The organism is Vibrio sp. 1151_11 (genome assembly GCF_029478525.1).
In the GTDB taxonomy this organism is placed as follows: Bacteria; Pseudomonadota; Gammaproteobacteria; order Enterobacterales; family Vibrionaceae; genus Vibrio; species Vibrio anguillarum.
The window spans coordinates 19,604-42,280 of the sequence record NZ_SHMN01000016.1 but is presented as its reverse complement, the minus strand read 5'-3'; the positions used below and the strand labels follow the sequence as shown (position 1 = coordinate 42,280).

Here is a 22,677-nt window from a genome sequence, read left to right as displayed (position 1 = left end):
TTTTTTGCGCTTTTCACCGTTCTTTACCAGTATCAATAAAAAATAAGTAAGGTCGGTTATGAAACGTTTTACTCCCTTTATATTCTCAATAGCACTTATTGTGCCTATTCTGTTTTCGCTATTTAGCCAAGCAGAAACTCAGCCTAAAACCATGCCCAGCATTGGTAATCAGCAAATCGCGACATTAGCTGGGGGCTGTTTTTGGTGTACAGAATCTGATCTTGAAAAACTCAACGGTGTCATTAGCGTTGTCTCTGGTTATGCGGGTGGCAGCCTTGAAAACCCTACCTATAAACAAGTCTCATCAGGAAAATCGGGCCACATTGAAGTGATTCAAGTGACCTTTGATCCGCAAGTCGTCAGCTACGAGAATGTATTGGATCATTTTTTCCGCCACATTGATCCGACGGATGATCAAGGCTCGTTTGTTGATAGAGGCCCACAGTATCGACCTGCCATTTTTTATCACAACAGTGAACAGAAGCAGACCGCGCAGCGTTTTATGCAAGAAATCGATGCGCTAGGGATCTTCAAAAAGCCGCTCAAAACAGAGCTGATTCAATATAGCCAATTTTGGCCTGCTGAAGAGTACCACCAAGACTTTTATAAAAAGAGCAAAGTACGTTACACCTACTACCGTCATGCTTCCGGACGTGACCAATATCTTGATGCCATCTTCGGTAAAGATCGTAATGAGCATCCAAAAACCTTACGTCAATTGATCGAAGCACAAAAAATGCAAAACAACGTTAAGGTATACACCAAACCTTCGAATGAAAAGATACGCGCCAAATTGACTGATTTGCAATATTACGTGACGCAAGAAGAAGGTACTGAACGCGCATTTAACAATGAGTATTGGGATAACAAAGCCGATGGTATTTATGTCGATGTAGTCAGCGGAGAGCCATTATTCTCTTCTACCGACAAATACCGTTCTGGTACGGGCTGGCCCAGTTTTACTCGGCCAATTAATGAAGCGTATATTGCGACCAAAAGCGATTCTCGGCTTTTTTATACCAGAACCGAAGTGCGTAGCCGTTTTGCAGATTCTCACCTAGGTCATGTCTTTGAGGATGGACCAGCACCAACCGGCTTACGCTACTGCATGAACTCTGCCGCGATGCGATTTGTACCAAAAGAGGCGATGCAAGCTGAAGGCTATGGCGAGTACTTGGTTCTGTTTAAATAAAATTTGGCTCTGTTTCAATAAAGCGTGCGTGGTAAAACGAAAAGCCCTCGGCTTCACTTGCGAGGGCTTTTTTAGTTGATCAACGTTAATCGATGGACTCAACTGAGATTCGATTAATGTAAACCATGGAAAAATTCGGCGCGGGTGGCAGGGTTAGATTTAAAAATACCGCCTAATGCTGTGGTGGTCGTTTCACTGGTCGCATCCATAACACCACGTGACTTAACACAGTAATGAGTGGCATCAATGGTGACCGCGACATCGTCTGAACCGAGTAAGGTTTGCAAAGCCACCAGAATCTGCTGTGTCATTCGCTCTTGAACTTGGGGGCGCTGAGCAAAAAAACGTACAATACGGTTAATCTTAGAAAGACCAATTATCTTGCCTCTTGGGATATACGCCACCGCGGCTTTACCATCGATAGTCACTAGGTGATGCTCACAGGTACTGGTCACGGTAATCTCTTTTACGCGCACCATTTCACTGACGTTCATCTTGTTTTCGATCACAGTAATTTTGGGGAAGTTTTGATAATCAAGGCCAGAAAACACTTCATCCACATACATTTTCGCAATTCGATGGGGCGTCTCTTCTAAACTGTCGTCGGTCAGGTCAAGACCGAGTAGTGTGAGGATCTCACGCATATGGTGTTCGATTTTTTCTTTCTTTTCTTCACGAGTAACCTCATTTGGACGCATAGGCGTTTCCAAACCTCGGCTCTCTAGCGCATCTTTGACCAACTTTGCTGATTCGCTAAGACCTAGCATTCCGATTCCTCTTACTTTTTACCCCTTTCGGATGGCAGACAAGGATACTCGGAATTTTGAATAATTACATCCATATTTTAAGGATGGTCATTATTGCCCGTAAGCAATGTATGATAAAGTCCTCGCAAAGAAAAAAGCTATAGGAACCGACCATGGGCTGTTGTGATTCACCGGGCTTAATGCCTATCGAACAAGCGTTAGAGACAATGCTAGCGAATATCAAACCCATCCAAACGACGCTGAAACTACCGCTAGCCGACGCGTTAGGCTATGTGTTGGCCGAAGAGTTACTCTCACCCATTTTTGTGCCGCCTTTCGATAACTCAGCGATGGATGGATACGCTATTCGATTAGCTGACCTGCAACAGTCAACCACCCTGCCGCTGGCTGGCAAATCTTTTGCCGGTCTTCCATTTGAAGGGCCGTGGCCAGCCAACAGTTGCGTGAGAATTATGACTGGCGCGAAAATTCCAGCTGGTTGCGACGCGGTGATCATGCAAGAGCAAACGACCGAAAACGAAAATGGTATCTGCTTTCTACAGCCGAATGCAAAGCCTCAGCAAAATATTCGCCCCACTGGTGATGACATCAAACAAGGCGATGTAGTGCTACATAAAGGGGCTCGCTTGACTTCGCGTGATATCCCAATGATTGCCACACTCGGCATCAGCCATGTGACCGTTTTTCGTAAACCTAAAGTGGCCTTTTTCTCAACTGGAGATGAGCTAAAACCACTCGGTGAACCTCTTGCTGAGGGGCAAATCTATGACAGTAATCGTTATGGCATTAAACCATTAATTGAGAATTTTGGTTGTGAAGCGATTGATCTTGGGATCATTGCTGATTGCCCTGCCACTTTAAAAGCTACCTTCGATAAAGCTCAACATTTGGCCGATGTGGTTATTACTTCTGGCGGCGTAAGTGTAGGCGAAGCTGACTATACCAAAGATATTTTGCAAGAACTCGGAGAAATCGGTTTTTGGAAACTGGCAATAAAACCGGGCAAACCGTTTGCATTTGGAACATTAGATCATGCTTGGTTCTGTGGCTTACCTGGCAACCCCGTCTCAGCCGTATTAACCCTATACGTCTTGGTGCAACCTATGCTGGCTAAATTGGCTGGACACACTCAGTGGAAAGCACCGGAGTCCATTCCAGCCATCACTAAAAATGCCTTTAAAAAATCACCGGGTCGTACTGACTACCAACGCGGTATTTACACAATTGAAAATGGCCAGTTTGTTGTTGAAACTACCGGAAACCAAAGTTCGGGGGCATTTCGTTCGATGAGTCTCGCCAACTGTTTTGTGGTGTTAGAACAAGATCGTGGCCGAGTGGAAGTGGGCGAAACCGTCAATATCCAACTTTTTAATCCCAGCTTGTATTAAGGATCACTATGGAGATCCTATCTGATCAAGAGCTACTGCGTTACAACCGACAAATCATTCTCAAACAGTTTGATTTTGAAGGACAGGAAGCACTTAAACAAAGCTCTATTTTAATTCTTGGCGCAGGAGGATTGGGCTGCGCTGCAAGCCAATACCTTGCCACGGCAGGTGTTGGTTCACTCACGCTCATCGATGATGATGTGGTTGAGCTCTCTAATTTACAGCGCCAAGTGCTGCACAGCGATGCCGATATTGGACGTAAAAAAGTGGACTCAGCGGCAGAGTCACTGCGTATGCTTAACCCGTATTTAACGGTAAATACCGTTGATCAACGCCTTGAAGATGCACAATTGAAAGCATTAATTGAACAGCATTCTTTGGTGCTGGATGCATCAGATAACCTTGATACTCGTAACCAATTGAATAAAATCTGCTTTCAAACTAAAACACCACTGGTATCTGGTGCTGCGATTCGTATGGAAGGGCAAGTCAGCGTGTTTATGTATCAACACCCAGACGAGCCCTGTTACCAATGTTTAAGCGCTCTTTTTGGTAGTAACGTACTCACTTGCGTCGAAGCGGGCGTAATGGCTCCTGTCGTCGGGATTGTTGGCGCGGTACAAGCGATGGAAGCGATCAAAGTGATCGCTCAATATGGGCAGGTAAAACAAGGCAAAATTTTGATGTTGGACGCTCTTACAATGACGTGGAGAGAAATGAACTTGATCAAACTCGCTCACTGCCAGACTTGCCAGTAAATAGTAAATAGTAAATAAAAGACAAAGACTCAATAATGTCTTTCTCGTTCGTCCACCGCATCAGCCCACACAATAGGAGAGTTAAACTCATGTCACCACTCGTCTCCCCCCAATGGCTAGCACAAAAGTTAGGCGACCCGCGCACCGTTGTTCTTGATTGCAGTATTGAATTCCAAATTCCCAGTAAAACTGAGAAAGATACTCTGCATAACATTCCCGGCGCTCGGCGCTTTGATTATGATGGTGAATTCTGTGACCTACAATCGCCACTACCTCATATGATGCCTAGTGAAGATCGCTTTAACCAATTAGCACAATCGATCGGTTTAAACCACGATTCGATCGTCGTTGTCTATGACAATAGCGGGACGTTTGCATCACCGAGGGCATGGTGGATGCTCAAAGCGATGGGACATGCGTCGGTATACGTTCTTGATGGTGGATTAACCGAATGGAAACGCCAAGGTTTACCCGTTGTAAAAGAGTACACACATGCCTTTAAACACGGAAACTTCCATGGCACGCTCGATCCTCGCTATTTTGTGAACGCAGACTATGTGCTTGCACAAATAGAGAACCCAGAGAGCTTAACTGTTGATGCACGTTCACATGCCCGTTTTTTGGGTCAAATGAAAGAACCAAGAGAAGGCGTGCGCAGCGGCCATATTCCTCACTCTATTTGCTTACCTTTTACAGAGTTGATGAATGGGCATAAGCTTAAATCACCGCAAGATCTACAACCTATTATGCAAGCGACGCTGGCTGCTGGAAAAGAGCAATACATTTTCAGTTGTGGCTCAGGCGTAACCGCCTGTATTGTGCTGCTGGCTGCGCAAATTTGCGGCTACGAAAAACTGTGCGTTTACGATGGTTCGTGGACAGAATGGGGGCAACGCACTGAGCTGCCTATTGAGCTTTAGTCTCTGAATCAAATCCCCATCATTGTGGGGATTTGATCATGTTTTACAAAGCGTGCTATTTCAACTCATCAGCCATTGCTTTGATCAATTCATTTGAAGGATCACCTGAAAGTTCCCATGTGAAAATTCCCCCTAGCTTCGCTGATTTTGCCCATTTGGCTTTGGCGCGCACTGAACGTTCATCTTCATACGAGATAAATACTTTCTTTTCTGCATTCCATAAATATGGTGCTTGCGATTCTTGATCGTAACCATATTGATACCCTTGTGCCGCGCGATAATTTTTCATCAAATCCCAGAACATGAAATAGCCATTTTCACCGGTCCCAAACGGCGCTCCCTGCTCAGACACGAGATCAGCCGTAGGCAAACCACCCTCATAATCTTGAGTGCCTTGCCAACCACGTCCATAAAACGCCGCGCCGATAACCAATTTCTCGCTTGGTATACCCAATTCGATCATTTGATTGATAAACACATCGGCTCCCATTCCCCACCAACTGCGATCCGTCGCATGTAAATTGGTTAAATGGCCCGTTTGCGTTCCCCAACCACCCAGAAAATCATAAGTCATCGCAAACATATTGGTTAAATAAGGGGATACGGCGGGCCAATCTATCTGAGCCGCTTTCGCTCCAACACCAACAGCAGTAGAAAGTTCATAGTGGCGAGCCGTCTTTTTACTCAACGTATCCAAATCAGCACGTAATGTTTTCATCAGCTCGGTATAGGCCTGTTTTTCTGCTTCTTTTTGTTCGTCGGTTAATTTCGTATCCGGATTCCAAGGCGAAGTAGTTAAACCGCCACCACCCGGATATTCCCAATCGATATCGATGCCGTCAAAGAAGGCGTACTGCTCTATAAGTTCAACCGCTGTTTTGGAAAAATGCTTGATCGTAGCAGGATCTTTTATCATTGCGTGGAACGGTTCAGACATTGTCCAGCCGCCAAATGAAGGCAGAATCTTAAGCGTCGGATAGTCTTTCTTCATTTGTGCAAGTTGAGCGAAGTGACCTTTGTAAGGAACTGGTACATTGACTGCGCCAAACTCTTTTTCTAGTGCGGATTTAGTATCAACAACAATCGCACTAAATGGTGCTTTTCCTTCACATTGCTTAGCGATTTGCTTTTGTACGGTTTCACTGGCTCCAGAATGGGGGCCACACATACTCAAAAAGGCGTAAATAACATGAGTCAAGTTCTCTGCTGGAATATCTTTAACTGTGTAGGGGTTTTCCTCATTTTCATATTGCCAATCAGCAAAGTAGCCCGCCACGACGGGTTTGGTTGTCTCTGCGGTAGCGTTAAATGACGCAACAACAAGAAGGGCGATCATCAACTTGTTCATAAGTTTCTCCTTGGGTTTGCGTCAATACAGCAGAGAAATATATTTTAAGTTTAAAAATAATCAGCCAATGCGAGCCAAACTCAGATCTTAAAATCACGTTACAGTTATTGCAGATTAATTTATGAGCCTAAATTCACTAACCTGAATCCACTAACCAATGACGGTTTGTATCTGCTCATCTAAATTCAATACCGTTAACGCGTTGCTTACGCTGGTGGCAATCACATCAATTGCACCGGTGCGTAGCGCCCCAAGCAGCGCTAAAGGTTTGCTGTTTTCAGCCGCGATAGCGATCACCTCAGCAATCGGTCGAAATTCGTCAATCCCTAACCCAATAACACGATCGCTCATCACCGTATTGGCAGCTTTACCGTGGATATCAAAAAAATCATAACCAGCGAAATCCCCCACCACACCTTGCTGTAAACGCGACTGCACCACTTCATCGGCGGTAAACCAACCGAGATCGACCATGTAGCTGTTTTCACTCATATCCCCAATACCCACTAACGCAATGTCTGCCTTACGTGCTAAATCTAAGGTTTGTTTGACGGTTGCATTTTGCATAAACGCCAATTTTTGTTCGCGATTTTCAGCATAGGCAGGCGCATAAAGCGTTTCAGAGCTTCCACCGTATTTTTTGGCCAGTTGCCGACAGATATGATCCGCATTAAACATCCCACCTCTTGGGTGAATGCCACCAATACTACAGACAAACTTACACTCTCGCGGTGTGATCACGCCAATATGATGCGCAACGGCCGATACATTTCGGCCTTGACCAACGGTCACAACCATGCCGTTTTTTAGCGTACTGGTCAGGTAATTGGAAACCAACCCCGCCACTTGTTGGCGCTGCAACTCTTCGCTAGGTTGGTCAAGTGCAACCAGCGCACGTTTTACGCCAAAGCGTTCAATCAGTCGCTGCTCAATTTTGGCGCTAAAAACAGGGTGATATTTCACCGTAATTTCGACAATCCCTTCATCGCGTGCCTGTCTAAGCATTCGCCCTACTTTGGCTCGTGAAAGAGAAAACTTTTTCGAGATCTCTTCTTGAGTTGCACCATCTTGGTAATAAGCCACTGAAATTTCAGTTAATAAGTCAGTATTTTCGATAGAAATGTCTTGATTGGGAGTGGTCATACGGGATCTCATGGTCAATATTGTGCGCAGAATAACGACAATTGAGCATTTGCTCATTGACCTAGCATAGGTTAAGCCTCATTTACTTTGCAACATTTGCTCACGGAAATTACATTTTCTCACTCTAATCAATGCACAGTAACGTTCGCTTTCAACCCTTGATAAATCTAAGCAAACGTTTATTTATCAGCACTGAGATTAATTCACAAAAAAATAGTTGATTGATATCACTATAACCTCAGAACAGCGATTGACTTTCCCAGTGGATAAGATAAATATGGCTACATCATTTACTCAACGAACGAGCAAATGTTCAACACAAATGTTCGGTCGCTGGAAATAATTGAGTTAGCTTTTCTGGCATGTGTAAGACATGACTATGTGATTGCTAACCCGCTTGCAAATGCCCAGCAAACTCAAAATCTGGCTTGGCCCAAAGAAATAGGATGATCGATATGAGCAATAAATTAGAGCAACTTCGTAAAATGACGACTGTTGTTGCTGACACTGGTGAAATTGACGCAATCAAAAAATACCAACCAGAAGATGCGACCACTAACCCATCTCTCATTCTTAAAGCGGCTCAAATTGCAGAATACGCGCCACTGATTGATGCTTCTATCGCATACGCAAAAACACAGAGCTCAGACAAGGCTCAACAAGTTCAAGATACTTGTGACATGCTTGCTGTCAATATCGGTAAAGAGATCTTAAAAACGATTCCAGGGCGTATTTCTACCGAGGTCGATGCTCGCCTCTCTTATGATATGGCAGGCAGCGTGGCAAAAGCGCGCCAACTGATCAAAATGTACAACGATGCTGGCATTACTAACGACCGTATTTTGATCAAACTGGCTTCAACCTGGGAAGGTATTCGCGCAGCAGAGATCCTTGAAAAAGAAGGCATCAACTGTAACCTGACTCTATTATTCTCCTTTGCTCAAGCACGCGCGTGTGCAGAAGCAGGCGTATTCCTGATTTCTCCATTCGTCGGCCGCATTATGGATTGGTATAAAGCCAAAGAAGGCCGTGATTTTGCACCGCAAGAAGATCCTGGTGTATTGTCCGTGACTGCTATTTACAATTACTACAAAGAGCATGGCTACAAGACAGTCGTGATGGGCGCAAGCTTCCGTAATATTGGTGAAATTTTAGAGCTAGCAGGCTGTGATCGTTTGACTATTGCCCCTTCTTTACTGGCAGAACTCGAAGCAGCTGAAGGTGAAGTGGTTGAAAAACTGATTGACTCTCAAGGTAACAAAGAACGCCCTTCAGCAATGACCCATGCAGAGTTCCTATGGGAACATAACCAAGACCCAATGGCCGTAGAAAAATTAGCGGAAGGCATCCGTAACTTTGCCATTGACCAAGGCAAACTTGAAGTCATGATTGCAGCCAAGTTGTAATCCACTTACGAATTAAAATTTGGGGAACGATTAACGTTCCCCTTTCCTTTCTAACTCTATTATTTGTCGGTAATTATTATGGAACGTAAACAATTAGCCAATGCCATCCGTGCTCTTAGTATGGACGGTGTTCAACAAGCTAACTCTGGTCACCCTGGTGCACCGATGGGTATGGCGGATATCGCTGAAGTGCTTTGGCGTAGCCACTTAAACCATAACCCACAAAACCCGCAATGGGCTGACCGCGACCGTTTTGTGCTGTCAAACGGCCACGGCTCAATGCTGATTTACTCTTTATTGCACCTGAGCGGTTACGCGCTGTCGATTGATGATTTGAAAAACTTCCGTCAATTGCACTCAAAAACACCGGGTCACCCAGAATACGGTTACGCGCCGGGCATTGAAACCACCACGGGCCCATTGGGTCAAGGTATTACCAATGCGGTCGGCATGGCGATGGCTGAAAAAGCACTGGCGGCGCAGTTCAACAAACCGGGTCACGACATCGTTGACCACTTCACTTATGTGTTCATGGGTGATGGTTGTTTGATGGAAGGCATCTCGCACGAGGCGTGTTCTCTGGCCGGCACACTGGGCCTTGGCAAACTGATTGCGTTTTGGGATGACAACGGCATCTCTATCGATGGTCATGTGGAAGGCTGGTTCTCTGATGACACGCCAAAACGTTTTGAAGCGTACGGCTGGCATGTTATTGCTGCGGTTGATGGCCATAACGCTGAAGCGATTAATGCCGCGATTGAGGCTGCGAAAGCAGACCCTCGTCCAACCTTGATTTGCACCAAAACCATCATCGGTTTTGGCTCGCCAAACAAAGCGGGCTCACACGACTGTCACGGTGCCCCTTTAGGCGCTGAGGAAATCAAAGCGGCGCGTGAATTCCTGGGTTGGCCGCATGCACCTTTCCACATCCCTGCCGACATTTACGCGCAGTGGGATGCCAAAGAAGCTGGCCAAGCGAAAGAAACCGATTGGAACGCCAAGTTTGAAGCCTACGCCGCCGCTTACCCAGCCGAAGCCGCTGAGTTCAAACGTCGCGTAAATGGCGAGTTGCCAGCAGAATGGGAAGCGAAAGCGAGTCAAATTATTGCTGACCTTCAAGCTAACCCAGCCAATATTGCGTCACGCAAAGCGTCACAAAATGCGCTGGAAGCGTTTGGTAAAATGCTGCCAGAATTTATGGGCGGCTCGGCGGACTTGGCACCGTCTAACCTCACCATGTGGTCGGGCTCTCAATCGCTCACGGCGGAAGATTTCTCGGGTAACTACATTCACTATGGTGTGCGTGAATTCGGTATGACTGCCATCATGAATGGTATCGCGCTGCACGGTGGCTTCGTTCCTTACGGCGCAACCTTCCTGATGTTTATGGAATACGCCCGTAATGCAATGCGAATGGCCGCGCTGATGAAGATTCAGAACATCCAAGTCTACACCCATGACTCGATTGGTTTGGGTGAAGATGGCCCAACCCATCAACCGGTTGAGCAAGTGGCTTCACTGCGTTTGACACCGAACATGAGCACATGGCGTCCGTGTGACCAAGTGGAATCAGCCGTCGCATGGAAGTTGGCGATTGAGCGTAAAGATGGCCCATCAGCGCTGATTTTCTCTCGTCAAAACCTAGCGCAGCAACCACGCAATGAAACGCAAGTTGCGGATATCGCGAAAGGTGGTTACATCCTAAAAGAGTGCGCGGGTCAGCCTGAGCTTATCCTGATTGCCACTGGCTCTGAAGTTGAACTGGCGGTAAAAGCCGCAGAGCAACTTACAGCAGAAGGTAAGAAAGTGCGCGTAGTTTCGATGCCATCGACCGATGCGTTTGATAAACAAGACGCAGCCTACCGCGAAGCCGTACTACCAGCAGCCGTGACTAAGCGTATCGCTATTGAAGCAGGTATCGCGGATTTCTGGTACAAGTACGTTGGTTTTGGCGGCAAGATCATCGGTATGACTACCTTTGGTGAGTCAGCACCGGCGGATCAACTGTTTAAAATGTTCGGCTTTACAACTGAAAACGTGGTGAAACAAGCACAAGAGCTGCTTGCTTAAGTCGTTTAGTTTTTAATGCAAAAGCCCAGCGAGTCATTCGCTGGGCTTTTTTGATCTTGTCGCGTGTGAAAAGAGATACATCACTTAAAAGGCACGCCACCAAAAGGCATAACTTAATTATTGGAAACAATAAATAACACTTCCACACGACGGTTACATGCTTTACCTGCATTGGTTTTATTCGTACAAGCCGGAACGTATTCACCATATCCACGGGTAAAAATAGAGTCAATCGCCACATTACTTTTCACTAAAGTGCTTTTTACCGCTTTAGCACGGCGTTCAGACAAACCATCATTAAAGGTTGGCGCTCCAGTACTGTCCGTATGGCCATCAATCACAATATCAATGCCGGGTTCTGAGGCTAAATAACGTCCCATCATAGTAAGCCAATCACCAGAGCCAGAGGAGACGGTGGACGAGCCCGTTTCAAATTTCACCGTATCTTTCAATTTAACCATAATGTGGTTACCCGGGAGAACCTCGTAATCAACGCCATTCTTCAATAAAAAACTTTGCAAAGAATCATAGCTACTCACGCGCTGCTGTCCCATCGGGCCTTGAACACCTGTTGAAGCAATCTTCGGCGCATAGCCCCATTCGGGATAGAGCACGTCAAAATCACCTTTTGGCGCTGCATCCAATAGATTGTCGCTAAACATCCGATCTGCGGTGGCTAATGTTCCACACCCCGTTAACAACATCAATAACGGTAAGGCTAAATACTTCATTCAAGCATCACTCCATTCTCTTACTACCTAAACTGTATCGGCCAAGACTGTAAAACTTTATATATATTTGGTAGCAATTTCGTGGTTGTTTCTGTTTTCCTTGTCACGGTAAGCCGTTAGAATTCAAGTATTCTTTTTTAACTCAATACTCGTTATGAAAAAAAACACACGCTATTGGTTGGCTCTCATCACAACACTACTGATTCTAGCAGGCTGCGGTGACAACACTACGCCACAAAAAGGGAAACAATATGATGAGCTTCCCGTAAGTCTTGCAACATACCGCCTGCCAGCCGTCACGGAAGTGTTTTCGCTGACTTGCGGACACTGTCGTTCAATGGAAAAGGTCATCCCAGAGCTAGAGAAAATAACAGGTGAAACATTTGGTAAACTGCATGTCACCTTTAACGAAGGCGCACAGATTGGAGCCATGATTTACTATTCAGCCGTGATGCAACTAGGAGCAATTCCCGATCATGCCATGATGGAACAGCTATTTTCGGTCGTGCAAATGGATGAAGAAGTAACGTTAAGTGAGCGTAAAGAAGCGATTGATTTGGCCTTCAGCCAACGAGGGCTAATCAGCCCGTATTCGTTAGATGATGAGCAGCAAAAACAGTTATTCCAAGAGATTCAGCTCGCTGATGATATTTCAGTAAAAGGCCAAATCAATGCCGTTCCAACCTTTATTGTGAAAGGCAAATATTTAGTCATCACCTCCGGTCATAAAGATGTAGCAGATATCGCGAATACCATCTCATATTTATTGACTCACCCCTAATCCACAAGGCTTTAAAAATATGTCTAAATTTGTATTTCCAATTATTATTTTTTTACTGGCTGGCTTTTTCATCTATCGTACGTGGAATAACCACAAAATTGCCGATGAAAATTTTGCTAAAGGCCAAGCGTTTTTGGCTGAAAATACTCAGCAAGATGGCGTGATAACAACCGAAAGTGGCCTACAATATCTCGTACTCCAACAAGGTACTGGCACCGTTCATCCGAAAGCCAACAGTCGTGTAAAAGTGCATTATCACGGTACTTTACTTGACGGTTCGGTGTTTGATAGCTCAGTTGAACGTAACGACCCGATTGTGTTTGGTTTGAAGCAGGTGATTCAAGGCTGGCAGGAAGGTCTACAACTGATGGTGGAAGGACAAAAAATGCGCCTGTTTATACCCAGTAATTTAGGTTATGGCAAAAGTGGCAGCGGCCCTATCCCACCTGCATCCGTACTGATTTTTGATGTGGAATTAATTGAAATCCAGTAAAGCGGTGTTGAGCCGCATTACGCGGCTCTATTCTTGAGAAGGGACTGGATAAAACACCAGTTTTCCTTCCTCTACCATCACACAATCCATTCCTCCAGCGTGAGCGGCTTGTTTACCTAAATGAGTATCTTCAAATACCACACAATGCTTAGGTTCGAGATCTAATAAAAAGGCTGCACGCAAAAATGTATCTGGATTCGGCTTATGGTTTTCAACATCAGACGCCGTTACTACAGCATCAAAGCGATTTAATAGCCCAGACTTTTTAAGCAATGCGAGTGTACTTTGCCTTTGGCTTCCAGTCCCAACCGCAAGCTTCTTTTTACCATAAAACTGCTCAACAACTTCATGAGTACAAGAAATTACCTCGCCACTATTTTCGATAGAAGAAAATGCCGCCATTTTAAATTGAGCGACCAGCTCTGGCACCAATTTGAGATCGTGCAGCTTATTGATTTGTGAAACGATTTTAGCGCTAGGCATGCCACCTAAACTGTGCAACCACTGTTCTGAGAATGGGAAACGAAAATGTTGCGCTGTTTTTGACCAAGCCTCTAAATGCGCTGGCATGGTGTCAAGCAACGTACCATCCATATCAAAAATAAGTCCTTGGTAATTTTCTAATTCAATCATGTTTACAGAGCGCCTCTAACAAATTCTATGGGAATCAACAAAATAAAAGTTCCACTATTGTGTCACGATAATGCATGTAATTTATATTTTTGCGTTCATTGATATACGCTTCATTTAATCCTAACATTCTAATTAAACATACTAATAATTACATTTTCATCAATTATTGTCATTTTACTTAGGTGTATAATCTCATGAGTATCAAACAAAAATTATATTCACTGGGTGCTATTGCGGTTATCGGGGTTCTGGTAATGTTAGCCACTACCACACATTTTTCCCAAACCACCGAAACGCTCAATCAAGCCATTAACTTAGTCGATAAACTTGAAATTAGACTGCTCAATTTGCGGCGCAATGAGAAAGATTTTCTTCTGCGAAGCGACGTGAAATACCTTGAAACCTTTAAAAAAAACAGCACTCTTTTTTTAGATCTGGAACAGCAACTTTCCCTCATCCTGTTAGATCGAGATCTCCCCTCTAGTAGCCAACTCCGACAAGATCTTTTGGCTTATAAACAAGGTTTTGAAAAATTGGTGCAGGCTTATAGCCTATACGGATTAAATGAAAAATCCGGCCTTTTAGCCACTTATTTACAAGCATTGGAAACCATAAAACCTAATGCTGATGATGCATTACTTTTAGAGCTAATGGCGTTTGATCAAAGCGTGCAGGTTGGAGAGCTGCAAAACAGCACAGTGACCAACCGTTTTCCGGCATTAGCACAGGCCGCCCAACAGCTTGTCGATCAGAAAAAAGTGATTGGTTTGAAATATAATCAAGGGCTACTTGGTGAAGTACGTAACCTTTCTCATGATGTTGAACAACAGTTTGTCACCTTTTCTGAAGTGTTAAATAAAGAGATTACAAGTATTGAGCAAGAACTTAACTATGTGAAGCAAGGGCTCAGTGCGTTAGTGATCGTGCTAATCCTTGGATTTATTCTCCAAATAGCGCGCTCCATTAACGTGCAAGTGAGTAAGTTGTTGTCAGTAATGCAAATGATTTCAAACAGCAACAACATCAGTTTGCGTGTTGAGCTGACTGGCCGCAACGAGTTGGTATCGATCGCAACTTATTTTAATACCTTACTCGATAAGTTCGAAACTCTTATCGCTGGCTCTCAAACAAAGTCTCACCAGCTATCGAACAGTACATCAAGTATGCATAACGAATTAGAAGATGTGATTGAACAGTTTCACGTTCAGGCTGACCACACCACGACAATGGCAACGGCCGTTCAAGAAATGGTGTCCACCATCAGCGAAATTTCAGAAAGTACTAGTGTAGCAGTAGAAGGTGTACACAAAGCCGCGCACAATGCTCAGCAAGGGCGTTTAGTGGTGGAATCAACGGTAAAAAATGTCGATGAACTCTCACGAACATTGGAAAAAAGTCAAATCTCCATCGCCTCATTGAACAAGCATGTCGAACAAATTGGCGGTGCTGTTAACATCATTCAAGGTATCGCAGAGCAGACCAATTTACTGGCATTAAATGCCGCGATTGAAGCCGCTCGCGCCGGAGAACAAGGAAGAGGCTTTGCTGTGGTCGCCGATGAAGTCCGCGCACTTGCCAGCCGCACGCATCAGTCAACGGAAGAGATCACCAATGTCGTTTCTGCAATTCAAAGCCAAATGAGCACCGTTGTCACTGATATTGCACAATGCAATACTCAAGGCCATGCGACGCTAACGGCTTCAGGAGAACTGGATAATAGTTTACGTCAGATTCTCTCTGACATGGAAATGATACAAAGTAACTCTGAGCGAATCGCCTCTGCAATTGAAGAACAAGGCATTGTGATGAACCAAGTCAGTGAATCGATCACCGAACTTAACTCTATCTCTGATAATAATATGCACTCAGCTAAACAGTGTTTGATTGAAGTCGATATCGTTTCCAAACAAGCAAACGACATGGACAACGCGGTCGCCGAATTCCAGACTCAGAAATCCGTCAGTTAGCCAATGTATAGAGATAAAATATAGCGAGAGTTAGTGAAAAGGGTCTAGAGTTAGACCCTTTTATTCATGTTTGCTTAAAGCATAACAAGATGTGGATTACTTTTGTATTCCTTCAACATAGAGTTCCATATCGACGTAGCTTGAAGCGCCCATTACTGCAATATTGAAATCCGCGAGTTCGATACGTGTTGTCCCCGAAAAACCAGCGCGTTGGCCACCCCATGGGTCTTTACCTGCACCAATAAATTCTGCATCAATAGTAATGGGTTTGGTTTGACCATGCAGGGTAAGATCACCGAGCACTTCTAGTTTACCATTCCCTTTATCAACCACTTGAGTACTGGTAAACGTGGCTTGTGAATATTTTGATGCATCAATGAAATCAGCACTACGAATATGTTTATCACGTTCAGCATGGTTACTGTCCAAGCTGCGAGTATCCACATTAACTTTCACTTTTGAGCTTGCAAGGTCGTTAGGATCGTAGGAAAACTCACCATCAAACTTGTTAAAGCGGCCCTTGGTAAAGCTATAACCAAGATGGCTGACTTTAAAGTTAATTGAAGCATGCGCACCTTTGGTATCTAGAACATAGTCAGCAGCGTTTGCACCTAGCGGCATGAGTGTTGCGAAAGCCAATCCAGTAGCAAGTAACGTTTTCTTCATTTAGAAGCTCCTATCATTTTTCGTAGCGTATCGTCTTTATCAATAAAATGGTGCTTGAGTGCGGCAACAGCGTGCACGCCTGCTAAAATAATCAGCGTCCAAGCTGCGTAAAAGTGAACCGTACCAGAGAGATCGGCTTGTCCTTCAAACAACAAGCCCATACTTGGTACAGTAAACCAATTGAAAACATCAATCCCTCGGCCATCTTCTGTTGAGATCAAATAGCCTGATACAAACAGCGTCATCAATAATAAATACATTAATCCGTGCGCCGCTTTAGCCGCAATGCGCTCATAGTGGCCGCCACCAATGGCAGGAGAGACACTCACCAACTTCCATAGTATGCGGAACAGGGTGACCGCGAGCAGCAACAAACCGACAGATTTATGCCAATGTGGCGCGGTGTTATACCATTGACTGTAATAGGTTAACTCAACCATCCAGATCCCAGCACCAAACATACCGATGATAACGAGTGCGGATAACCAATGGATAAGACGCGTGACTAAGTTGTAATTTTTAACTTCAGTTGTCATAAATTTTCTAAACCAGCAAGTGAAACAGCAACAAAGTGAATTGAATCTATATTCTAGCCTAAATTATTAACACAGTATTTACCATACTTTACATTGTGGACATACTTTAGTATTGATTGAGTTATTCGAAAAAACTGAAGGAACTTATTGTGGATATAGATAACCACGACTTAGGCTCAAACAACTTGAAACAACGGTAGCTTCAAATCATAAGGGTTTAACACCTGTAGAATGCTCGTATTAGAAGAATAGTGTGAAAGATCAAGAACTCGCCATTTGCTGCTCGTGCTTGTTGATAACTGTGGTAATCTTGCTTGGCTTTATTAAAGGAGAACAACGAGTTGCTACTGGACATACTCACGCAAAGCGTCAACGAATTTCAAGCTGACTGTCTAAAACTTTGTGAAAAGCACTACCCCACCATACACAACCAAGGAATGAGTGAACATCACTTAGGGCTGGCTTTTGCTCGCAGGTTGGCTCGTACACTCAGTGAATTTGGGCACCCATGCCACTATTCTGTTATTGAATCAATCCCTCAGCGAGACATGCCACACCATTACCGAGTGAGCAGTGATGCCGGAACGGTATGGATCCTGACTCACCATATGGTCAGTGCAGGTAAAACCTGTCGAGAAAAGTTGATGCAAGACATTGCGCAGTGGAAATATGAGTACGCTTACGCGATTCAACCGAATGATTTACTGTTATTACTGACCGATCACTGGATCAGTCGTAGCCAAAAAAGTCGCGAGTTACTTCATTGGTGGACAGGGCAATTACCCGATGAAATAGATCAATACCTCGCACAAGGTATCACGCTGTATGAAAGTGACTCATTGCTAACTCAATCTTTAGAGAACCGTTTTCAAATTAGCCCTTGTTATATTAAATTTAGCCATCCTTTAAAACGCTCTAAAAACCAGCAACTAGTCCGAAAGTACATTCAATTATATGCCGTATTACAATGGGCGTAACGTAAACAAACCGCCCTCATTTTCTTCCAAGTTCTAGATTTTATATTACCCTCTTCATTGGGCTGTCTTCTGATTTAGCACACACTCAATCAATTGAACCTGCCACATCACATTCACTAAATAATTCAATATTTGTGACGCTGTTTTGACAACCCACAAATTTTCATCTTAGCCAAAGGTACAATTGACAAAGGTCAAGGTGAGTCAATAATATGGCATGGCATATTGGCGCTCGGATGCTTCAAGCAAAAATTAATGATTAGGATATCGAAAATTGTATGCTTTTAACTAACAAAACTCAGTTTTCAAAATGCATGTCTCTGGATTCCGATGGCCAGTTTATTGCTCATTACCAGCATCTTGTGCTGCGAAGCGTTTTCCAGCCGATATTCTCGCGGGATAACCGTATTGTGGGCGTTGAAGCCCTAGTGAGAATAACCGCCAATGGCAGCACGACCATTCGCCCCGATTGTTTTTTCCATTCCGACACTATTAATCCTATCGACAAACTTAACGTAGAAAGACTCAGCCGAGTTATCCACATCCGAAACTATGCCCTTTCCGAATATCGTCAATGCCAATTATTTCTAAATTTACTGCCTGTCGCGGGTGAATTGTTTGCCATCAGCGACATCAACAAAGCATTGCTATGCGATCGCCTCAAAGAACTGCATATAGAACATAATCAACTAGTCATGGAATTGATTGAAATCGATTCAGAAAATGAAAGCAAGCTGCAATGCGCAACGCAAAGTCTGGCTGCAAATGGTTTTAAAATTGCCATTGATGATTTTGGTACTCAAGCCTCAACACCACAACGGGTTAATTTGGTGACGCCTGATATCATCAAATTTGATCGAAGCTTATTACTCAAATATATGCAAGGTGATTGTGACCCACTTATGGATGGCATTACCCTTGCGAAACAGAATGGTTCCAATACCGTTGTAGAAGGCATCGAAACCCAAGCGCAACTCGAAGCAATGCAAAAACTCGATATTGATATGTTTCAAGGCTATTTTTTAGCCATGCCGGGAGCGATAGTACCAGCCATTAAGATGGCCATTTAATAACGATATTCTTTACATGCGCGTAGCGCCCCAACTTTACCGCTACTTTCAATATTCACTCACTGTTTTCCTAGCGACAACATCACGTTATTTAACTGTATGACATAGCGTGATGTTTAATAAGAAAAGGAAATAAGCTCTTGGGTATAAGGGTGCTGAGGATTGAGAAACAGCTGTTGCGTTTCCCCTTGCTCAACGACTTCACCCTGTTTCATCACCATAGTGTAGTGGCATAATGATTTCACCACATGTAAATCATGGCTAATGAACAAGTACGTTAATCCATATTTTTGTTGCAGCGATTTAAGCAAATCCAACACTTGGGCTTGAATCGTACGATCTAAAGAAGAAGTTGGTTCATCAAGTAAAATGAACTCAGGTTTAAGCACCAATGCCCGAGCAATCGCGATACGTTGTCGTTGCCCACCTGAAAACTCATTGGGATAACGGTAGCGAGTGGCTGGGTCGAGTTCAACTTCTCGCATCACATCACAAATCATTCGTTCAACAGTTTGTCTATCATAACGGCTATGAACCTCTAACCCTTCACCAATAATCTGCGCCACCGACATTCTCGGATTCAGTGCTGAAAATGGATCTTGAAAAACGACTTGCATCTTGCTGCGATAAGGTAACATAGCTTTCCTATCTAACCCTTGCAGCTCATTATTGTCGTAACAAATCGAGCCTTCCGAATGGACTAATTTTAGTATCGCCATGCCAGTGGTCGATTTACCCGAACCGCTCTCGCCAACAATTCCTAATGAATGTCCTCTTTTAAGCTTAAACTGCATGTCAGTGACAGCTTTAATATGCGAGACCGTGCGCTTGAATAAGCCGCCAGTGATGGGAAACCATACTTTGAGATGCTGAAGCTGCACTAGAATTGAGTTGTCAGGGTTTACGTCAACGGGCAAACCTCGAGGATCGGATTCAATCAATTTTTTGGTATAAGAGTGAGAGGGTGATGAGAACAGCGTTTTGGCATCATTCACCTCGATCACTTGCCCATTTTGCATCACTGCAACGCGATCAGCGATACGCTTAACAATACTGAGATCATGAGTAATGAACAACATGGCCATACCCAGTTCTTGTTGCAGGTTTTTAAGTAGATCTAATATTTGCGCCTGAACAGAAACATCAAGCGCAGTGGTCGGCTCATCAGCAATCAGTAATTCAGGCTCATTGATCAAAGCCATCGCAATCATGACTCGCTGGCGTTCTCCCCCAGAAAGTTCATGTGGATAAGCATTGATCTTAATTTCTGGCGATCGAATACCCACTTTTTCTAACCATGCAATGGCCAACTGACGTGCTTTGCTGCCTCTTAGTCCTCGATGAATCTCAACAACTTCGATCAACTGTTTACCAACTTTGTGCAGAGGATTGAGTGAGACCATTGGCTCTTGGAAAATCATACCAATCCGCCCGCCTCGTATACCTCTTAATTGCCTCTCGCTACAGTTCAACGTGTTGATACCATCAAAAAAGATCTCCCCTTGCAAATAGTGGGCAGCACTTTTCGGTAACAACTTCAAAATGGCATTCGCCGTCACTGATTTACCAGAACCACTTTCCCCCACCAGCGCTAAAGTTTCCCCTGCGGAGAGAGAAAGTGACACCACTTTAATCACAGGTTCAATATTGTCTTTTTGACCAAACCCGACCGAAAGATTTTGGATAGAGAGTACGGTTTTACTCATCATCTTCTCCCTGTCGAATGCGGGTCAAAAGCATCGCGTACAGCTTCGCCGATAAAGACCAATAATGTCAGCATTAACGAGAGCACCACAAATGCTGAAATACCTAACCATGGAGCTTGTAAATTGGCTTTCCCTTGCGCCAATAATTCGCCCAAAGAGGGCGAGCCGACTGGCAAGCCAAAACCGAGAAAATCTAAGGATGTTAAAGTCGTAACTGAGCCTGAAAGAATAAAGGGCATCATGGTTAAAGAAGCCACCATCGCGTTAGGTAGCATGTGGCGAAGCATAATGCGGCGATCACTCACCCCCATCGCTTGCGCAGCCCGCACATAATCAAAATTACGACAGCGTAAAAACTCCGCTCTCACCACGCCCACTAAACTCATCCAACTAAAAAGCACCATAATACCAAGCAACCACCAAAAATTCGGTTCGACGAAACTCGATAAAATGATCAGCAGAAAAAGCGTTGGCATCCCTGACCAAACTTCAATAAAACGTTGCCCAAGTAAATCAAGCCAACCGCCATAATAACCTTGAGTGGCACCAACGATAACGCCTATCACTGACGAGACGAGTGTTAATACAAAGCCAAACAAAACCGAAATACGAAACCCGTAAATAATACGAGCCAGCACATCGCGCCCTTTATCATCAGTACCAAGCCAGTTCACTGAATCTGGCGCTGACGGCACTGCATTATTGATATTAAAGTTGATGGTGTCGTAACTAAATGGGATCAATGGCCAAACAATAAAACCTTTTTGTTCAATCAGATCGATGACGTAAGGATCGGTATAATCCGCTTCGGTTTCAAACTCACCACCAAAACGAGTTTCTGCATATTGTTGAAAGGTCGGGAAAAACCACTGCTGATCGTACTCAACCAAAAGGGGTTTATCATTTGCAATCAGCTCAGCAAATAGGCTCACCACAAATAAAAACGTAAACAACCATAGTGAATAAAAACCGCGCCGATTGGACTTAAAACCGTGCCAGCGCAATACGTTTAATGGGTTGGACAGCCTTTTTTTTACCATCATGAACGAGCCTCAAAGTCGATTCGAGGATCAACCCAAATATAGGTCAAATCGGAAATGATGCTGAGGACTAATCCAAGTAACGTCATGATGTATAAAGAACTAAACACTACAGGATAATCCCGTTGAATGGTCGATTCAAAACCAAGTAGCCCTATACCTTCCAGTGAAAACATCACTTCAATCAGCATCGAACCGGTGAAAAATATGCTGATAAAAGCACTTGGAAAACCGGCAATAATAATCAGCATCGCATTACGAAAAACGTGCTGATAAAGAATACGTCCTTCATCCAGTCCTTTTGCTCGAGCCGTCACCACATACTGTTTGTTGATCTCATCAAGAAATGAGTTTTTCGTTAGCATACTCAAAGTGGCAAACCCGCCGATCACCATTGCAAAGATGGGCAAAGCCAAATGCCAAAAATAGTCGCCAATTTGTTGATACCAAGTCAGATCAGCAAAATTATTTGATACTAAACCACGCAGTGGGAACCAACTGAAATAATTTCCGCTGGCAAAAATAATGATCAAAATGATCGCAAATAAGAAGCCAGGAATGGCGTAACCTATAATGACCACCGCGCTTGACCATACATCAAACCTTGAACCGTGGTGAATGGCTTTTAAAATACCGAGAGGAATGGAGATAAGGTAGATGATCAGCGTACTCCACAGCCCTAAAGAGATCGAAACGGGTAAACGCTCAGTGATCAAATCAATAACATTGCCCCCTTTGAATAAGCTGTCACCAAAATTAAAGGTTGCGTAATTTTTTAGCATTTCAAAATAACGGACATGAAGTGGCTTATCGAAACCAAACTGTTTTTTTATCGCTTCGACTACCTCGGGGTCTAAACCTCGAGAACCTTTATATCCTCCAGTGTTAGCCGACAGCGACATATCCACTTCTTGGCCGCCTCCAGTAAATCGCTCCATAATTCCGTCACCATGCCCTTCCATTTGTGCAATCGCTTGCTCAACTGGGCCTCCGGGGGCAATTTGGATGATAAAAAAATTAATGGTAATAATCGCCCACAGCGTGGGCACAACGAGCAGCAATCGGCGGAAAATATAAGCAGTCAT

The 22,677-nt window shown here is 44.1% G+C and carries 21 protein-coding genes; 11 read left to right on the top strand and 10 right to left on the bottom strand.

The features are described from left to right. Nucleotides 1–58: 58 nt before the first annotated feature. A complete protein-coding gene (gene msrB, locus EXZ60_RS12460) occupies nt 59–1,192 on the top strand; it encodes a peptide-methionine (R)-S-oxide reductase MsrB (protein ID WP_064626179.1) in 1,134 nt (377 codons plus the stop codon). 113 nt (nt 1,193–1,305) lie between these two features. Here the strand turns inward: msrB and folE are convergent, their stop codons facing one another. Beyond that, nucleotides 1,306–1,959 (bottom strand): GTP cyclohydrolase I FolE, encoded by a 654-nt coding sequence (gene folE, locus EXZ60_RS12455; RefSeq protein ID WP_013867838.1) that lies wholly within the window; start codon nt 1,957–1,959, stop codon nt 1,306–1,308. Nucleotides 1,960–2,111: 152 nt separating this feature from the next. On the opposite strand from folE, the gene moeA reads away from it, so the two are divergent. From moeA to EXZ60_RS12440, 3 genes are read left to right on the top strand one after another with little or no spacing between them, the layout of a single operon-like run. Continuing rightward, nucleotides 2,112–3,347, top strand: a complete 1,236-nt coding sequence (gene moeA, locus EXZ60_RS12450; protein ID WP_017046934.1) for a molybdopterin molybdotransferase MoeA — start codon at nt 2,112–2,114, stop codon at nt 3,345–3,347. 8 nt (nt 3,348–3,355) lie between these two features. Beyond that, nucleotides 3,356–4,105, top strand: coding sequence for a molybdopterin-synthase adenylyltransferase MoeB (gene moeB, locus EXZ60_RS12445; protein ID WP_277435782.1), 750 nt, complete (start codon nt 3,356–3,358; stop codon nt 4,103–4,105). A gap of 35 nt (nt 4,106–4,140) precedes the next feature. Beyond that, nucleotides 4,141–5,025 carry a sulfurtransferase gene (locus EXZ60_RS12440; protein WP_185762054.1) on the top strand — a complete coding sequence of 295 codons (885 nt, stop codon included), beginning with the start codon at nt 4,141–4,143 and terminating at the stop codon, nt 5,023–5,025. Nucleotides 5,026–5,080: 55 nt separating this feature from the next. Here EXZ60_RS12440 and EXZ60_RS12435 read toward each other — a convergent pair whose 3' ends face one another. Together EXZ60_RS12435 and EXZ60_RS12430 are read right to left on the bottom strand one after the other, a co-directional pair. Further along, nucleotides 5,081–6,373, bottom strand: a complete 1,293-nt coding sequence (locus tag EXZ60_RS12435) for a glycoside hydrolase family 18 protein (RefSeq protein ID WP_199868100.1) — start codon at nt 6,371–6,373, stop codon at nt 5,081–5,083. A 150-nt stretch (nt 6,374–6,523) separates the two neighbouring features. Then, the gene (locus EXZ60_RS12430) at nt 6,524–7,516 is read right to left on the bottom strand and encodes a sugar-binding transcriptional regulator (RefSeq protein ID WP_019283151.1); all 993 of its coding nucleotides are present in this window, start codon (nt 7,514–7,516) and stop codon (nt 6,524–6,526) included. A gap of 455 nt (nt 7,517–7,971) precedes the next feature. Between EXZ60_RS12430 and tal the strand changes: the two genes are divergently transcribed. Then, complete coding sequence (tal, locus tag EXZ60_RS12425; protein ID WP_277435781.1) at nt 7,972–8,922, top strand: transaldolase; 951 nt, start codon at nt 7,972–7,974, stop codon at nt 8,920–8,922. Between the two features lie 75 nt (nt 8,923–8,997). Next, a complete protein-coding gene (gene tkt, locus EXZ60_RS12420) occupies nt 8,998–10,992 on the top strand; it encodes a transketolase (protein ID WP_277435797.1) in 1,995 nt (664 codons plus the stop codon). A 113-nt stretch (nt 10,993–11,105) separates the two neighbouring features. On the opposite strand, the gene EXZ60_RS12415 is transcribed toward tkt, so the two are convergent. Then, nucleotides 11,106–11,723, bottom strand: a complete 618-nt coding sequence (locus tag EXZ60_RS12415; RefSeq protein WP_277435780.1) for an OmpA family protein — start codon at nt 11,721–11,723, stop codon at nt 11,106–11,108. A 154-nt stretch (nt 11,724–11,877) separates the two neighbouring features. On the opposite strand from EXZ60_RS12415, the gene EXZ60_RS12410 reads away from it, so the two are divergent. Both EXZ60_RS12410 and EXZ60_RS12405 read left to right on the top strand, forming a co-directional pair. Beyond that, nucleotides 11,878–12,504: a thiol:disulfide interchange protein DsbA/DsbL gene (locus tag EXZ60_RS12410; protein WP_105976952.1), complete on the top strand. Its 627-nt coding sequence runs from the start codon at nt 11,878–11,880 to the stop codon at nt 12,502–12,504. A 19-nt stretch (nt 12,505–12,523) separates the two neighbouring features. Continuing rightward, nucleotides 12,524–12,997, top strand: a complete 474-nt coding sequence (locus EXZ60_RS12405) for an FKBP-type peptidyl-prolyl cis-trans isomerase (RefSeq protein ID WP_017046439.1) — start codon at nt 12,524–12,526, stop codon at nt 12,995–12,997. 27 nt (nt 12,998–13,024) lie between these two features. On the opposite strand, the gene EXZ60_RS12400 is transcribed toward EXZ60_RS12405, so the two are convergent. Beyond that, nucleotides 13,025–13,630, bottom strand: a complete 606-nt coding sequence (locus EXZ60_RS12400) for a beta-phosphoglucomutase family hydrolase (protein WP_096037098.1) — start codon at nt 13,628–13,630, stop codon at nt 13,025–13,027. 194 nt (nt 13,631–13,824) lie between these two features. Here EXZ60_RS12400 and EXZ60_RS12395 point away from each other — a divergent pair, with 194 nt between their 5' ends. Beyond that, nucleotides 13,825–15,597, top strand: a complete 1,773-nt coding sequence (locus EXZ60_RS12395) for a methyl-accepting chemotaxis protein (RefSeq protein ID WP_277435779.1) — start codon at nt 13,825–13,827, stop codon at nt 15,595–15,597. A 96-nt stretch (nt 15,598–15,693) separates the two neighbouring features. Here EXZ60_RS12395 and EXZ60_RS12390 read toward each other — a convergent pair whose 3' ends face one another. Both EXZ60_RS12390 and EXZ60_RS12385 read right to left on the bottom strand, forming a co-directional pair. Further along, nucleotides 15,694–16,263: a YceI family protein gene (locus EXZ60_RS12390; protein ID WP_277435778.1), complete on the bottom strand. Its 570-nt coding sequence runs from the start codon at nt 16,261–16,263 to the stop codon at nt 15,694–15,696. Beyond that, complete coding sequence (locus tag EXZ60_RS12385; RefSeq protein WP_017047204.1) at nt 16,260–16,799, bottom strand: cytochrome b; 540 nt, start codon at nt 16,797–16,799, stop codon at nt 16,260–16,262. The genes EXZ60_RS12390 and EXZ60_RS12385 overlap by 4 nt, the downstream gene beginning before the upstream one ends. A 341-nt stretch (nt 16,800–17,140) precedes the next feature. Here EXZ60_RS12385 and EXZ60_RS12380 point away from each other — a divergent pair, with 341 nt between their 5' ends. Then, nucleotides 17,141–17,776, top strand: coding sequence for a hypothetical protein (locus EXZ60_RS12380; RefSeq protein WP_026029124.1), 636 nt, complete (start codon nt 17,141–17,143; stop codon nt 17,774–17,776). Between the two features lie 278 nt (nt 17,777–18,054). Beyond that, complete coding sequence (locus EXZ60_RS12375) at nt 18,055–18,846, top strand: EAL domain-containing protein (protein WP_277435777.1); 792 nt, start codon at nt 18,055–18,057, stop codon at nt 18,844–18,846. A gap of 116 nt (nt 18,847–18,962) precedes the next feature. On the opposite strand, the gene EXZ60_RS12370 is transcribed toward EXZ60_RS12375, so the two are convergent. From EXZ60_RS12370 to EXZ60_RS12360, 3 genes are read right to left on the bottom strand one after another with little or no spacing between them, the layout of a single operon-like run. Beyond that, nucleotides 18,963–20,555 (bottom strand): ABC transporter ATP-binding protein, encoded by a 1,593-nt coding sequence (locus EXZ60_RS12370; protein ID WP_277435776.1) that lies wholly within the window; start codon nt 20,553–20,555, stop codon nt 18,963–18,965. Beyond that, the gene (locus EXZ60_RS12365; RefSeq protein WP_064626188.1) at nt 20,552–21,595 is read right to left on the bottom strand and encodes an ABC transporter permease; all 1,044 of its coding nucleotides are present in this window, start codon (nt 21,593–21,595) and stop codon (nt 20,552–20,554) included. The genes EXZ60_RS12370 and EXZ60_RS12365 overlap by 4 nt, the downstream gene beginning before the upstream one ends. Further along, nucleotides 21,592–22,677, bottom strand: a complete 1,086-nt coding sequence (locus EXZ60_RS12360; protein ID WP_013867858.1) for a microcin C ABC transporter permease YejB — start codon at nt 22,675–22,677, stop codon at nt 21,592–21,594. Before EXZ60_RS12360 ends, EXZ60_RS12365 begins: the two co-directional genes overlap by 4 nt.